This window comes from Methanobrevibacter olleyae (assembly GCF_900114585.1).
Taxonomy (GTDB): Archaea; Methanobacteriota; Methanobacteria; order Methanobacteriales; family Methanobacteriaceae; genus Methanobrevibacter; species Methanobrevibacter olleyae.
This window is the reverse complement of the sequence record NZ_FOTL01000041.1, coordinates 1-15,550: the sequence shown is the minus strand read 5'-3', so window position 1 is coordinate 15,550 and position 15,550 is coordinate 1. Positions and strand designations below refer to the sequence as shown.

Annotated in this window: 12 protein-coding genes; 11 read left to right on the top strand and 1 reads right to left on the bottom strand. The window is 24.8% G+C overall.

Features of this window, described 5'->3' with window-relative positions:
• Positions 1–319 precede the first annotated feature (319 nt).
• From BM020_RS08900 to BM020_RS09925, 3 genes are all read left to right on the top strand, one after another.
• Entirely contained in the window at positions 320–1,528 is a 1,209-nt protein-coding gene (locus tag BM020_RS08900; RefSeq protein WP_074798907.1) for a tetratricopeptide repeat protein, read from the top strand.
• A gap of 113 nt (positions 1,529–1,641) precedes the next feature.
• Positions 1,642–2,601: a tetratricopeptide repeat protein gene (locus BM020_RS08895; RefSeq protein WP_074798906.1), complete on the top strand. Its 960-nt coding sequence runs from the start codon at positions 1,642–1,644 to the stop codon at positions 2,599–2,601.
• A gap of 588 nt (positions 2,602–3,189) precedes the next feature.
• Positions 3,190–3,318 carry a hypothetical protein gene (locus BM020_RS09925; protein ID WP_268765976.1) on the top strand — a complete coding sequence of 43 codons (129 nt, stop codon included), beginning with the start codon at positions 3,190–3,192 and terminating at the stop codon, positions 3,316–3,318.
• A 218-nt stretch (positions 3,319–3,536) separates the two neighbouring features.
• On the opposite strand, the gene BM020_RS08890 is transcribed toward BM020_RS09925, so the two are convergent.
• Positions 3,537–4,820: an ATP-binding protein gene (locus BM020_RS08890; protein WP_074798905.1), complete on the bottom strand. Its 1,284-nt coding sequence runs from the start codon at positions 4,818–4,820 to the stop codon at positions 3,537–3,539.
• A gap of 626 nt (positions 4,821–5,446) precedes the next feature.
• Here BM020_RS08890 and BM020_RS08885 point away from each other — a divergent pair.
• The 8 genes from BM020_RS08885 (at position 5,447) to BM020_RS08850 (ending at position 15,050) form a co-directional block, all read left to right on the top strand.
• Positions 5,447–5,977 (top strand): hypothetical protein, encoded by a 531-nt coding sequence (locus tag BM020_RS08885; protein WP_067146328.1) that lies wholly within the window; start codon positions 5,447–5,449, stop codon positions 5,975–5,977.
• 801 nt (positions 5,978–6,778) lie between these two features.
• Positions 6,779–9,442: a type III-A CRISPR-associated protein Cas10/Csm1 gene (gene cas10 / locus BM020_RS08880; protein WP_074798904.1), complete on the top strand. Its 2,664-nt coding sequence runs from the start codon at positions 6,779–6,781 to the stop codon at positions 9,440–9,442.
• A gap of 52 nt (positions 9,443–9,494) precedes the next feature.
• Entirely contained in the window at positions 9,495–9,956 is a 462-nt protein-coding gene (csm2, locus tag BM020_RS08875; RefSeq protein WP_074798903.1) for a type III-A CRISPR-associated protein Csm2, read from the top strand.
• A gap of 51 nt (positions 9,957–10,007) precedes the next feature.
• Positions 10,008–10,733: a type III-A CRISPR-associated RAMP protein Csm3 gene (gene csm3, locus BM020_RS08870; protein WP_067146332.1), complete on the top strand. Its 726-nt coding sequence runs from the start codon at positions 10,008–10,010 to the stop codon at positions 10,731–10,733.
• A gap of 68 nt (positions 10,734–10,801) precedes the next feature.
• Positions 10,802–11,761 (top strand): type III-A CRISPR-associated RAMP protein Csm4, encoded by a 960-nt coding sequence (gene csm4, locus BM020_RS08865; protein ID WP_074798902.1) that lies wholly within the window; start codon positions 10,802–10,804, stop codon positions 11,759–11,761.
• Between the two features lies 1 nt (position 11,762).
• Entirely contained in the window at positions 11,763–12,908 is a 1,146-nt protein-coding gene (gene csm5, locus BM020_RS08860; protein ID WP_067146336.1) for a type III-A CRISPR-associated RAMP protein Csm5, read from the top strand.
• Positions 12,909–12,983: 75 nt separating this feature from the next.
• Positions 12,984–14,357, top strand: a complete 1,374-nt coding sequence (locus BM020_RS08855; protein ID WP_067146338.1) for a TIGR02710 family CRISPR-associated CARF protein — start codon at positions 12,984–12,986, stop codon at positions 14,355–14,357.
• An 18-nt stretch (positions 14,358–14,375) separates the two neighbouring features.
• Positions 14,376–15,050, top strand: a complete 675-nt coding sequence (locus BM020_RS08850; protein WP_067146340.1) for a CRISPR-associated endonuclease Cas6 — start codon at positions 14,376–14,378, stop codon at positions 15,048–15,050.
• The last annotated feature ends 500 nt before the right edge of the window (positions 15,051–15,550 follow it).

Sequence of the window (15,550 nt, the reverse complement as noted above, 5' to 3'; positions counted from 1 at the left end):
ATGGGGAATTAATTTTTTTATTAGTCATATTAATATTTATTCCCCTTTTTATTATAAATAACTTTTTATTTCTTTTTTTAAGTATTTAAAAGTGTAATTTCAAGTGTAATAAATTTTAAGTGTTTTATGGCCTTTATATTTGAAATGAAGGGTTGTTAAATTTTTTTTGCACGAAAGTAATTTTTCAACTGTAAAAATTTAACGGCTATATGATTATTTTTTATTAAATAAAGGTATTATAATCAGTATTTTGTTAAAATAAGTGATTAAAATCGATAATTCATTATTTTTAATAATGGTTTCTACAAGGTTATATTTAATGAAAATGATGCAAATGAACCATACAAACCAAAACTTACACACTGCAAGAAGGTTACATAATTCTTATAATTATGTAGAAGCTGAAGAAATGTACAGAGCACTTTTTTTAGAAAATAAAGATGCCTTTGAAAGAAATGATAATGTTTTTTTCCTTAAGTCTATTAATAAAAGTCGCATTAATGATAATTCTTCTACTTATGACTTAGAAAAGGAAGCTAATTTTGTATTAGAAAATTTCAATCAAGAAGATTGTTCTAATAGAATATTTATTGATCCTTATGCTGAAATATTAATTAATATAGCAAAACAGTATAACAATAGAACTTATTATCTTAAAGCAATCACTACTATTTGGAATCTTAAAGTAGATTTTTTAACTACTTATAATCCAGTTAATCCTAATGGTTATACTTATAGTTTAAAAGAAAAATGGTATTCTAGTTTTATTGATTCTCTTATGGGTATGGAGAAATATGATGATGCAATAAAATATGTTAATGAAGCTATGTTAGAATTACCTAATTCAAAAAGTAATGCTAAATTATGGATTAGGTATAAATTAGCTAAAATATATCACCAATTAGGTAATTATGAAGATGCTGTAGAAATCTTAGAGGATATCATTAATGTAAAAAAGGAGAATTATATTTATAAATTAATTGCAGATAATTATTATGCTTTAAATGATTATGATAATGCATTAAAATATGCTATAGAAGCTGTTTTAGTTAATAAAAATGTTCAAAATAATATTAATACTTATATGCTTCTTGGAGATATTTTAGATAAAAAAGATTTAAAAGAAGAATCTATTAAGCATTATTATTTAGTTTACACATATAGAAAAGCTAATAATCATAGAATAGAGGATAATTTAAGTCAAATTATTGAAAAAGCTAATTTAGATATGGATAATATAGATTATAGGAAAATAGTTAAAGAATTAATTCCCTTATGGAATGAATTAAAATATGATAATATGGTAAGATATTCCGGAACTATTAAAAAAGTTTTTGAAGAGAAAGGAATTGGATTTATTCGTAATGACTTCGATTCTAATGATACTTTCTTTAGTTTTAAAGACTTTAAAGATAGTGAAGATTTTATTTATCCAGGTACCAAAGTTTCCTTCTATATAGAAGAGTCTTTTGATTATAGTAAAGGAAGAGAATCTACTAAAGCAGTTGAAATTGAGGTAATATATTAGTTTAACTAATATTCCTCTATATTTTTAAACTAATATTATTCTATATTTTTAAATTTAATATTCTCTATATTTTATTAATTTAAGTTGAATTATTTTAGAAAAAAGGTGTTATAATGTCTATTGAAGCAAGTGATTTAATCAAAGAAGCAGAAAACTACTATGAAAATGGAATTTATGAAGGTGCAATAGATAAATTTAAAAGAGTTTATTCTCAAAACCCAGATTTATTAACTGAAGAGAATAAAGAACATTTTGCTAAGGCTATTTATGAATTTAATATTAGAGATTCTACTTTCATGACTACAGAATTAGATGCTAGCCTTATTCTTTTAACTAGATTAGTTTCTCAAAAAGACACTAGGGAAGGGCAAGAATGTATTTACACAGATTCTGTAATGACTTTCATTTCAAATAAAAGAGATTATGAAGCTATTCTTAAATGGTATAAAAAGATTAATCCTAAATTATTGAATCCTAATCCAGATAAGAAAAACAGTTACTCTTATAAAGATAAATATTATTCAAACACTACAAGGGCTCTCTTAAATGAAAAACATTATAAAAAATGCATTGATTTGTCTAAAGAAGCTTTAGAAGAAATTGATTATATTATGAACGAGGATGAAGCCTGGTTTAAGGTAAGAATTGCAAAGGCTAGTATGAACATTAGTAATTTTGATGAAGCTATAAAATATTTCAAAGAAGCTATTAAAGCTAAAGAAAATTGGTCAAATAAATATGCCTTTGCTGATTGTTATTATGTGCTTGGAGATTATGATAATGCATTAAAACAAGCTCTTGATGCTGCATTAACTGATCCTAAGATAAGACCACTTTTAAAAATCAATTTATATCAACTTTTAAGTGAATTGCTTAATGAAAAAGGTTATGAAAATGAAATTGATTATTTAGATAACTTAATTAATGCTATTAAGTTTGATAATAAGGAAATAGCAGATGAAGATGATGAAGAATATTTGGAGTGCATATCAGAATTAGAAGATAGGATTGATGTTAAATCTATGGAAGAAAATTTAAGGCCTATTTGGAGAAAGATTTTATCTGAACTTTAATTTAATTTTTTATAATAATAATCAATCTATAGGGATATTGGTCCTATTAGAGAACTAATTAAAGAAATTCTTGATGGGGTAATAAAGAATGGGGATGGAGAATTAGTATTTGTAAAAAACAATGGTGTAAAAAGTCCTATGAGAATCAAATAATTTTTTAAGTATGTATGAACATGAAGCCAATCATCATGTCCTAATGGTAAATTAACTTTGCCAAAATAATTGTTTTGTTTGTCAAAGAATTAGGTATTATGTTTATATTCTTCACATAATCCATTCTTTATTGAAGCTATTGGGCTATATTCACAATATTGTGATTTATTGGATGCTAGTTATTCTATTTGACTTAAAAAGCTGATGATTAAAGTTATAATATAGTATTAGTTAATTCAAATAAACTAAAAGAGATTTATAGAAATCTTGCTAAATATTATGATATTATAGATGAATTAAAGATGAAAATAATCTTTTAAAAATTAGGAGAAGTGTAATTTTTTTATTTACTTTTTTATGTAATGTAAATTACATTATGTAATGTAAGTTGCATTATATAATGTGATGTGTGTGTTTTGTATTATGTAATGTAAGTTGCATTACATTTTAAATATTGCTATCCATTTTATTAATGCATGGGATAAATTAACTTTTCAAGAGCAGAGAATCGTTACTACATTAGTTGATGAACCACTTAAAAGGATAATATTGCTAGAAGATTAGATCTTACAAGTGAAGCAATAGCTGGGTCTTTAAACAGCCTTCAAGATAAAGTTTTAATTGAATTGGATGAGTGTAAATATAATATTTCTGATTCTGTATTAAGAATGTGGCTAAGGAATGAATATGAGAAAAAAGGTGTTTATCCTATAGAAGTTTTTAATAATCTAGCTAGTAGATGGCCTATTTTGATAAAAATAGAAAAATGCTATTTGTATTATCTAGCTTAGACATCCGATTGGGATTACTTTAATTCCATCTTCTCTTGTATATGCCATAGAGCCAGCAGTAATTATTGCTAAAAAACTTGGCTCTGGAATATTAACATCCCCTAAAGCTATTTTTTCTTTAATTAATTTATCTAATCTTAAAAGATTTTTAGCTGCTTTTTCTTCTTCATTAGAACCTAATTTAAATTCAATTAATGCATATTTTCCATTATTTAATGTAAGTACACAATCTACTTCTAAACCATTTTTATCATTATAATATTGAACTTTTCCTTCTTTTAAACTTGAATAAACTTTTAAATCTCTAATACATAAAGTTTCAAATATAAATCCAAAAGTGTTTAAATCATATAATAATATTTTTGGATTTAAATTTAGTGCTGCAACTGCAATAGAAGGGTCAATAAATTCTTTTTTAGGTGTTTTTTTAATAGTTTGTGATGACCTTATATTAGGAGACCATGGAAGTACATCTTCTATAACAAATAATCTTTTTAAAACATTTAAATAGGAATAAAATGTTGGTTCTGTGATTTCATATTGTTTATTCATGTCATTAAATATTGTAGTATTTTTTGCTAAAGTAGATATATTTCTAGCATATGACCTTAATAGTGCATTTACCTTACCAGGATCTCTTTTAACATTATCTATTCTGCTTGTATCTATTTCACAAATGTTTTTTATATAGGATTTAGCTATGAATAATTGCTCTTTTTCAGTTTCTAAACTTAAACTTTCAGGCCATCCACCACGACATGCTAGATAAATTATGTCTTTTATAGTTAGATTTGATTTTATAAGGTTAATGTTTAAATTGGGATTTTCGAATAATTCAAGTAGTGATATTTTACCATTTGAATCTCCACTTTCATATAAGCTCATTGGTCTCATAGTTAATCTATGAATTCTACCAGTTCCACTATGCATTATTTTACTATCATCAACTACTGTAGAACCTGTTAAAATGTATAATCCTTTTCCATCTTTTTCATCTACACTGTATCTAACTGCATCCCATAGTTTTGGTGCCATTTGCCATTCATCTATTAATCTTGGTGTCTCTCCTTCTAGCAAGGTTAATGGTTCTGTGTTTGCTATTTTGATATATGAATCAGAGTATCTAGGGTCTTGAAGTTGAATAATGCTTTTAGAATGTTGTTTGGCTGTAGTTGTTTTTCCACACCATTTTGGTCCAACTATAAGAACTGCACCTATACTATTTAAAGCAAATTCAAGTTCTTTATCAAGATATCTCGGTAAATATTTCTTCATAATTTTCACCAATATTTTTTTTATTTTGGTATTTATATACTTTCTATTTTAGTATTTATATATTTTTTATTTTAGTATTTATATACTTTCTATTTTAGTATTTATATATTTTTTATTTCAGTATTTATATACTTTCTATTTTAGTATTTATATATTTTTTATTTCAGTATTTATATATTTTTTATTTTAGTATTTATATACTTTCTATTTTAGTATTTAGCATTGGTTTTGGTAGTGGTTTAGAGAAAAATTGTATTTCTACCTATTTCTAAAAAGAGAATTCATGAGCGAATAATTCGATAAGTTTTTATAGATATTTATTTTAAAAAAAACCCTTTGATAGATTAAAAAAAGCTTGGTTCATTAGATATGATTGGATAATGAGCCATATGGGTTTTATCTATGATTTAATCTAATTATAGTATTTTTTTTAAGATTAAAATTTTAGCCATAGCTATTTTTTTATTTATATATTCCTTTTACAATCTATTTTTTTAATGAATTTTAAATAAACTATATATGGTTATATTTATTAATGAATAAATTCATAATATAATTATGAATTATTATATGTTTTATAATTTGCTATAAAATATAAATTCATATCAAATTTTGTGGTGTTTTTTATGAAAAAAAATTGGTTATTAATTATAGCTTTGGTAATTGTGATTGCTATTTCTGCATATATACTTATTCCTACAGTAGACACTAATATCAGTTGTCATGGTGTTAGTGGACTTTATAATAATGGTTATATAACAATATCATTATATTATAATGAATCAAATGGTACTGATTATTCTCCAGATTATATATATTTATCAGACAAAGCTATTGTAGCTAATTTAACAGATATATATAATGAAAGCACTTTATATAATCTTACTACTAATTCTGCAGGTGAAGCAAAGATAAAAAACCTGAAAAGTGGAAAATATAATGTAACTGTATCATTTGCAGGTGATACTGTTTATAGGCCTTCCAAATGGAATGGCACTATTGATTTAACTTCTAAACTTTATTTATATAATCGTAGCTATTATACTTATAGGCCTTATACATATTATACTTATAGGCCTTATACATATAATACTACATATTACACTTATAGGTATTATCCAACTGGAGGATATAGGTATTATTATTACTATGATTAAGTAATGTAAAATTAAGCAAATTTAAACTTTTTTTATTTTCTTTTGTTTTTAAATTTTAGTTAAAATTTTATTTTAGTTTTTAATTTTTTTACTTTTTTTATTTTTAAATTTTAGTTAAAGTTTTATTTCAGTTTTTAATTTTTTTACTTTTTTTATTTTTAAATCTTAGGAATTAATAAATTTGATTTCATTGAAACTTATTTAATAATATATTATATTTTTTAAACAGAGTTTGATTTATTAATTTAATTTAGTTAATAATATGATTTTTTTAAGTGGATTAAGGAAAAGATTTGCTCTATTAAATAATTTGATATATTTGATTTTCATCAGTTCTTTTTCTTTTTTCTAGTAGAATCTTAGCTTATTTATATGGTGGGAATAATAGGATATTATAATTTAAAAAATAAGGGATTGATATTATTTTTATACCATTTGAAATATTTTCAATGATTCTTTTTTTTAAATAAAAATATAAACCTTTATAAAATACCAAGTACATAATATTGTTTATATTATATTAAGGGTTAGGTGATAATTAGGTTTTGTTTATTATTTAATATTAATCTATAAAAATAAGGTTTATTTAGAATAAAAATTATTTTCTTTTTTTTAAACTAAAAAAATTTATCATTTTATTTTAAATTAAAATTGTTTTTATTTTTTAATTATTTTGTTTAAATTTTAGTAAAAATCACTTGGTTTTATATGCTTTTAATCTTTTTCATATTTTAAACAAATGATTATATTTAAAATTAATTATTTAATCTTATTTTGTACCTTGTTGTTGAATTTAATATTATGGTGAATAATATGGATAGAAAAAATTTAGAATTTGCTTCTTTACTTCACGATATTGGTAAGTTTTATCAGCGTACTGGTGATAAAGTTACTGGTAAATATTCTGAAATTCCTATTGAAAAATATGGAAGAAATGGAGCTCATGCTAAATGGTCTGCATACTTTATTAGTAAATATTGGGATGATGATGTTGTTGATTTAGCATTATATCACCATCAATATAGCTCTTCTAATTATCCAAAGTTAGCAAATATGCTTACTAAAGCAGATCATCATTCTTCTACTGAAAGAATATTTAGTGAGGAAGCTAATGATACATCATTAACTCCTTTAATTTCTATATTTTCAGAAGTTAAAATTGGAGATAATAAAGAATCTGAAGAATGTTATGTTCCATTTAAAAAAATTGATTTAAATGAAGATTCCTTTGAAGATTTAAAACCTAAAATTTCTCCTAAAGAGACTATGTCTGGTTGGAATTTAAAACCAGAATATAAACAATTATGGACTGAATTTACAAATGAAGTAAACAATTTAAAGCGTCATGATTTTAACACAACTCTTGCTTTAATGAAAAAATATACTTCAACTATACCTTCTGCAGTTTATGTTTCTATTCCAGATATCTCTTTATATGACCATTCTAAAACAACTGCCGCACTTGCAGTTTGTAGATATTTATTTGATAGAGATTCTGAGGAGAAACTAACTACAACCACTAATGACCAAAAAGTTTATTTAGCTATTAATGGTGATATTTCAGGTATTCAAAAGTTTATATTTAAGATTTCTTCACCTCAAGAGGCTCAAAGTGGTATGAGTAAACGTCTAAGAGGAAGATCTTTGTATTTAACTTTATTAACTAATGCTATTGCAGATAAAATTGCTCAAGATTTAGAATTAACTTCAGCTAATATTTTATTCTGTGGTGGCGGAAGGTTTACAATTATTGCACCAAATACAGAAAAAGCTAAAGCTAAATTAGAAGAAATTAAAGAGAAGATAAATAAAGAGTTTATTGATAAATTTAATGCAGAATTATACTTAGCTATTGCTACAGAAGAGGCATGTGCTATTAAAAAAGACCCTAAAAATGAATATGAATATGATTTAAACAACTTTGGAAAATTAATGAAACATTTAACTGACTTATTAACTGAAGATAAAAAACATAAGTTTGTTAATAATCTTGAAGATGTTTTTAAATTTGAAGATGAAATTAAATACGATGATATTTGTTCTGTTTGTGGAAATCTTTATCATAAAAATAATGAAGATGATTTTGTCTGTCCAAGTTGTAAATCTCATGAAGATCTAGGTCAAAAAGTATCAAACTCTAATTATATGATTAAAGTATTTTTAAATGATGAATATGACTTTAAAGATGCTAAAAAAGACTTTGCATTTTATGATGAATACTTAAGTTTAGGTTATAATTTCTTTAAATCTTATAAATCTGGGTCTGATTTAATAAAATTTATTGATGAATTAGACATGTTTTCAGATAAATTTGAAGTTATTAAGTTAAACGATACTAATTTTTTAGAATTTGCAAATGAATTTGATGAACTTAGTTTAGAAAAAATTTCATTCAGCTTTAGTTTTTTAGCTAATACTGTTCCTAAACACCCGAAGGAAGGTCCATTATACTTTGAACATTTAGCTCAAATTAGTAAAGGCTCTAATAAGTTAGGTGTTTTAAAGATGGATGTAGATAATTTAGGCCAAGTTTTCAATAAAGGTTTTGATGAACTTATTGAAGGAGTTGATGGTGAACATATCTCTGGAATGAGTATTTCAAGAATGTCTACTTTAAGTTCACAGTTAGATTTATTCTTCTCTGGCTTTGTAAATGAGATTGCATCAAATTATGTAGTTTACAGTGATATTAGTGCTTTAAATTTAGATGATGATAGTTTCAATAAGAAATTTAAACCAATTGACCTTAAATTACAAAATGATAAAATTGAAGATGAATTCATCACTATTTTTAAAGCAAAATCTGAACTAGATTTAAAGGATAAAATAACTTTAAAGAGATGGGAAATTCCTACAATTCATATTAATTACTCTGGTGGTGATGATTTATTAGTATTAGGTCCTTATGATGATATTATTAAGTTTGCTAGGGAATTAAGAAGTAAATTTAAAGAGTGGACATGTAATAATGATTCAATTAATCTATCTGGAGGAATTTCAATCGTATCACCAAAATTCCCTATTGGCAAAGCTGCAAATATGGCTGAAGATTATCTTGATGCTTCCAAATCATGTGGAAAAGATAAAATCTGTTTATTTGGTGAAGTAGTAGATTGGGGTGATAATGGATTATTCAAGGGATTTAATAGTTTGTTAGAATTTGGTTTAGAACTTGAAGATTATAACAAAGAATCAAAGGTATCTAAAGGACTAATTTATTCAATGTTAAATATATGGAAATCAACATTTGAACATTCTTCTGATATAATTGATAATGAAAATGAATGGAATAATGTTAATACTAATAGATTATCTACAAAATCATTCGTTCCTTTATTTAAGCATAAATTAAGATTAATTAATGATAAAAAAGTTCGTAAAGATTTAGATAAAAAAGGAGTAAAATTAATGCCTTGGATTAAGATTCCTGTTTCATGGGTTAGCTTAAGGATGAGAAAAGCTTAATAAATTTTTTACTTTTAGTATTCAAGGGAAAACTAATTATTAAGGTGAAAATATGGCATATAATAATAGAAGAGGTCGTAGAGATGACCACAATAATAATGAAAATGAAATAAACAATATTATTTCTAAGATTGATGAATTTGAAAAATTGTGTGATATGTCTGTAAAAGAATTTGCAGATGCTGAGGGTTATGCAGATATTATTGCAAAAAATTCTAGACAGTTAAAAACAAATCAACTGAGAAAATTCTTCGGTGCAGTTCGTTTAATGGAACAAAAAGAAACTTGGGAAGAAATTGAACCTGAATTTTACTTGCTTAAACCAAGACTTGCTGTATCTGCTGGTAGAAAAAATATACCAAAACCATTCTATAATTTAATCATGTCAACTATGAGAAAGGTTGATATAGGTAGTGAAGAGGAAAAAATGAAAAACTTTAAAACTTTTGTAGCATTCTTTGAATCAATTGTTGCTTATCATAAATATCATGAAGAAATGAAAGATTGGGCTTAAATCTAATATAATTATTTGAATTTAGAAATTTTAATTTAGGGAGTAAAAAACATGTTTAAAGAAAATTTTATTATTCAAGGAGAAATTGTTTGTAAAACAGGTCTTCATATTGGAGGATCTAATGATAATATTAATATTGGTGGTACTGACACTGTAGTTATAAGAGATTCTGTTTCTGATTTACCATTTATTCCAGGTTCCTCTCTTAAAGGCAAACTTAGATCTTTACTTGAATTAAGTGATAAAGAATCTGCTAAAAGTGTAATTGCCAATAGTGGTAAACCTGCTACTGATGAAAATGCTATTGCAGCTCAAATATTTGGTGTATCAGCAGATAATAGTTCTGGATTTAAATATCCAACTAGAATCATTGTAAGAGATTCCTTTCCTACTGAAGAATCTATTGAATTATGGGAAAAACCAGAAGATATTGTTAGAGGAACTGAATTAAAATATGAGAATAATCTTAATAGAATTGATTCATCTGCAACTCCTCGTAACTTAGAAAGAATTCCTAAAGGTTCTTCATTTAAATTTGAAATTGTTTTCAGTGTTTATGAAGAAGATAATGATAATATCTCAAGTCTTCTAGAATCTATGGCACTTTTAGAAGATAGTTATCTTGGTGGAAGTGGAAGTAGAGGATATGGTAAAATAATCTTTGATAAAATGAAAGTCTCAAAAAGAGACCAAGATTATTATAAAGAAGCTAAAGAAGAGAAAATCATTATTCAGGATGCAAAATTAGCAGAAGTAAGAGAATGTTTTAAAGCTTAAATATTAGTTTAAGTTTTTAGAGCCATTAATTACTAGTAAACTAGTAGATTAAAATCGAGGTGGAATATATGTTGGTTTATTTAAAACCTTTATCAATCTTTCCCCAGTTACATTCAGATACTCTATTTGGAGCTATTACTTATGCAATAAATGAATTATATCCTGAAAAAATAACTGATATGCTTGAAGCTTTTAAGGATAATCCTCCATTTATATTATCTTCAACACTTCCATTTATCTTTAATAAAGATAAAATCATTAGATTTTATCCAAAAGTAATTACTAAGCAATCTAATGAGGAATCAAGAATTATTGTTGATTCAAAAATTTTTAAGGATTATAAAAAAGTATTCTATCTTGAGGAAGATATTTTTCTAAAAATGATTAAAGGAGAATTATCTGAAAAAGAAATTCTTAGTGATTATGCAAATTATGAAAGGAAAAAAACCCTTTTATTAAATGAGAAATTGGATATTGATGTTTCATTTGGAGAAAATATCATACCAAACAATAGTGTCAATAGAGTAAGTAATGAAACTGAAGGTATTTTCTATACAAATGGGATAGAATTTAAAAATATAGGTTTATTCTTCTTTGTTGATTTTAATGATGAAGAATATATACCATTAGTTAAAGCAGCCTTAAAATTCTTAGAAGATAGAGGATTTGGTAGAGATATTACAAATGGTAAAGGTCAATTTGTACATGAAATAGAGGGAGATATTTCATTTGAAAATATTTTCAATATTGGAGATGATTTTGATTATTTCCTTACTTTATCTCGTTATATACCGAATAATGAAGAATTATCTAAGATTAATGAATATTCTAGTTATGAAATAGATTCTAAAAGGGGTAAAAGCCCTGCTGGGGAAATTAGAAGGCAAATTAGATTCTTTAAAGAAGGATCAATCTTTCCAAATTATAAGAAATTTTATGGTAGGATTATAGAATCTGGTAAAGACTCTCCTGCTGTTGAATATGGTTATGCTTTCCCTATAAAGTGTAAAGGTAACAGGGAGGACTAATATGGAATCAAAAGTTTATAAATGTAAAATTAGAACTATTAGTCCAGTTCATATTGGTTCTGGAAAGGATTTTGGTCCTTCAGAGTATGTTAATGCAAAAGCTAAACAAAAGGATAATGTCGTGAAGATTATTAAAAGAGTTGATTTTGCTAAGTTTTATGGAGATTTAGATGAAAATAAACAAGATAGATTTTTATCTAATTTATCTAATCCTAATTATAAGATAGAAGAAGATTTTCCTAAAATTAGTAAAGAATATACTCGTTATAATTCAATCAATAAATCTTCAATAAGTAAAGACAGTCATTTTGCTCCAGATATTTCAGAACATATAAAAACTTCAGATAATCTTTATATTCCAGGTTCTTCTATTAAAGGAGCTATTAAAACTGCAATTTTTTATGATTTATTATCTGATGAGGATATTGAAAATATTGATGATTTAATTCAAATAAGGGGTAATAGGACTATAATTAATAGAAGAGATTATAATAATTTCATTGATGAATTCTTCTCAGCAAGAAGAGGTAATTCTGCACAAAGAAGCATTATGAGATTTTTACAGATTTCAGACTCTTCTGTGATTAAAACACCCACTATTCATGAAGTATTATCTATTATGGCAAAAAATAGAGGTGGAATGCCTGATGGTGTAGAAAGTTATTCAAGAAATGGATCAGTTGTTAAATCTTATATTGAAACAATCGATAGGAATAAAATTGTTAATTCTGAATTTACTCTTAATTATGATGAAGATATATTGAGAAGAAATGAAATTGGAGATAAAAGCTTTATTTTAGATATTGATTACATTAAAAAAGCAATTTATAGCTTTAGTAGAGATTTAATTGATTATGAATTAGATTATGCTGAAAAGTATAAAGTTAGTTATTTAACTAAATTTTATAATAGTATAACTAAATTTAATAAAGAAATTAGCCCAGTTTTAAGAATTGGTGCAGGTTCTGGTTTAATGGCAACTTCTATTGCTATGAAAGTAAAAAAATATGATGATTTGGAAGGAACTCAAATTTTTGACTCTATTAGAGAAACCTTTAGACGCAAATATCCTTATGAATTCCCTAAATCAAGAAAAGTTACTAAAACAGGGCTTCCATTATCTTGGGTACAATTGAATTTTGAATAATTTTTAATATAGTTTTGGAGAATTTTATTCAAAACTTTATTAATTTTTCATAATTAATTTTTATTTGGTGTAATAATGTCTAAAGAGGAAATTTTAATTTTAACTGTTGGAGGTTCACCTGAACCTCTTATTTATTCTATCAATGAGTTTAAACCAGATAATGTTCTATTTTTACATTCTCCTGAAACATTAAAAGAATGTTCTAAAATCATAAATGAAACTGGTTTTAATGAATCAAAAGTTGAATATCTAGAAATTAAAGATGCGGAAAGCTTAGATGATTCATTTGCAGTTGCTAAATCTGCTTTTATTAAATTTAATGATTATAAAAAATATGATGTTATTCTAGATTTTACTGGAGGAACAAAGCCTATGGTTTCAGGGGTCGTTCTTGCATTGATTGAAGGTAATTATTCTAATTTTAGATTTAGTTATGTAGGCTCAAAAGATAGTGAAAGTAGAGATAAAAATGGTGTTGGAGTAGTTAAAGATGGATCTGAAATTAGTAAAATCCAAATTAATCCTTATAAGAAATATGCAATCACTGAATTTAAACGTGGAAAAAACTTCTTTAACACATATCAGTTTGAAGCAGCATCACTAAACTTTAAATGTGCAAAGAATAGATTAGAAACTAATGTTGGTGATTATAATTTAGCAAGTTTATATGAGGAAATAGTTGATTTTTATCAGAAATGGGATAAGTTTAATGATAAAAAATCTAAAAAAGTGGATTTATTTAAATATTTAAAATCCATCATTGAAAAAATTGAAAATGATGAGTATTTATTAAAATTATTATCTGATACAGAGTTTTATGAACAATTAAATTATAATCTTAAATTCTTAAGTTTTAAACTTAGAGGTTCAGATATTTATATAGAGAATGATTCAGATAAAGCATTATTAAAAAATAGAATTCAATATTATTTGTCTGATTTATTGAACAATGCTTATAGGCGTATTGAAGAAGCTAAATATGATGATGCTGTTGCTAGATTGTATCGTATTAATGAGCTAATTGCCCAAATTAAATTATGTGATTACGGTTTAATTGAGGAAAGTAGGTTACAAACTCAAAAGGTTTTTATCATTGATATTGAAAAAACCAGAAATAAAGCTAGAAATAAAGCAAATTTTGATGATATAAACAGTTTCATTAATCATAATGCTAATAGTCATGATTTAAAAAAAGGATTAATCAAGCTTCCGAATGATAAAAGTTTTCAACTTTTAGAGTTATTTGGTTTTGTTAAGGATTCTAATTTTGAAAAATTGAATATGGAATTAAAAGTTCGGAATGATTCTATTTTAGCTCATGGTTTAAATCCTATTAAAAAAGAAAAAGCAGAGCTTTTATTTAGAAAAATTTTAACTTCAGCTAAAGCTTATTTCCCAGACTTAGAAGAACAAATGAAAATTGCAGAGTTTCCAAAATTTGATTTTTAAATAATTATATATGATATTATGAAAATTGATACTACATTATTAATATTGAAAACAAATAAGAAAGTTAAACAAGAATCTTCTAAACTTAGAGGATATCTTGGACGTGAATTTGAAAAATACCCTATTTTACATAATCATTATGGTGAAGGAAAGTTCCTCTATTCATATCCCTTAGTCCAATACCAAATTATTGATGGTCAAGCATCTATATTAGGTATTGAAGAAGGAGCGGAAATTTTAAAAGATATTTATCCAAAAATAAATGAACTTATGCTTGGAGATAGCTATTATAAAGTAGAAGATCATCTCATCTATGATAAAGAGTATGATGTAAACACTACTAATGAAGAGATTCATTATAAGTTTATCACTCCTTGGTTAGCATTAAATTCAACTAACTTTAAAAAATATCAAGAAAATAAGGGTTGGAAAGAGAGAAAGGTCATGTTAAATAAGATTCTTGTAGGTAATATTCTTTCTATGAGTAAGGGTTTAGGTATTATTGTTAATAGAAGAATCCATGCTAAATCCAACTTAGAATACTCTCCAACTGATTATAAAACAGTTAACATGTTAGGTTTTACTGGAGAATTTAAAGTTAACTTTAAGATACCTGACTTTTTTGGCTTTGGAAAAGGAGTTAGTCAAGGTCATGGTACTGTAGTTAAAGTTTATGAAAATAAAGAAGAATGAATCTTTTTTAAATTATTTTATTTAATTTAATAAGCAATATTTTATCAGTTATTAAATTATTCTGAATTATTAGTTTATTTTTAATTAAATTAGAATAATTTATTTATTATTTTATGATTTAATGATTTTTAGCTAAAATTAAACTTTTATCATTTTGTGCAATAGGCAATTTTTTTAAATTTTGTATCATCTTTTAATTATTTTTTTAATTTTTCAAACTCTATTGTTTTTCTTTATTTTCCATTAATTGATATATTATTAATTTTTATTTTTAATATAAATCAATATTAACTTTAATGTTTTAATTTTAGAGTTAATTATTTGTATGTTTGTATAGAAAACTTTTTATTTAATTTGTGCAATAGATTATATATGTGTATTTGATTTACACACTTGCACACTAGTTGCGATAAACAGTAATTTTTCTTAATAATTCAGCATATTTGACTAAATTTTGGGAACTATTGCAGGATTTATTCCAATAAAATAAGGATTGCGAC

Excerpts from the sequence above, each read along its gene's own strand:
- BM020_RS08900 (WP_074798907.1), top strand. The coding sequence starts at position 320 with ATGAAAATGATGCAAATGAACCATACAAACCAAAACTTACACACTGCA.
- BM020_RS08895 (WP_074798906.1), top strand. The coding sequence starts at position 1,642 with ATGTCTATTGAAGCAAGTGATTTAATCAAAGAAGCAGAAAACTACTAT.
- BM020_RS08890 (WP_074798905.1), bottom strand. The coding sequence starts at position 4,820 with ATGAAGAAATATTTACCGAGATATCTTGATAAAGAACTTGAATTTGCT.
- BM020_RS08885 (WP_067146328.1), top strand. The coding sequence starts at position 5,447 with ATGAAAAAAAATTGGTTATTAATTATAGCTTTGGTAATTGTGATTGCT.
- cas10 (WP_074798904.1), top strand. The coding sequence starts at position 6,779 with ATGGTGAATAATATGGATAGAAAAAATTTAGAATTTGCTTCTTTACTT.
- csm2 (WP_074798903.1), top strand. The coding sequence starts at position 9,495 with ATGGCATATAATAATAGAAGAGGTCGTAGAGATGACCACAATAATAAT.
- csm3 (WP_067146332.1), top strand. The coding sequence starts at position 10,008 with ATGTTTAAAGAAAATTTTATTATTCAAGGAGAAATTGTTTGTAAAACA.
- csm4 (WP_074798902.1), top strand. The coding sequence starts at position 10,802 with ATGTTGGTTTATTTAAAACCTTTATCAATCTTTCCCCAGTTACATTCA.
- csm5 (WP_067146336.1), top strand. The coding sequence starts at position 11,763 with ATGGAATCAAAAGTTTATAAATGTAAAATTAGAACTATTAGTCCAGTT.
- BM020_RS08855 (WP_067146338.1), top strand. The coding sequence starts at position 12,984 with ATGTCTAAAGAGGAAATTTTAATTTTAACTGTTGGAGGTTCACCTGAA.
- BM020_RS08850 (WP_067146340.1), top strand. The coding sequence starts at position 14,376 with ATGAAAATTGATACTACATTATTAATATTGAAAACAAATAAGAAAGTT.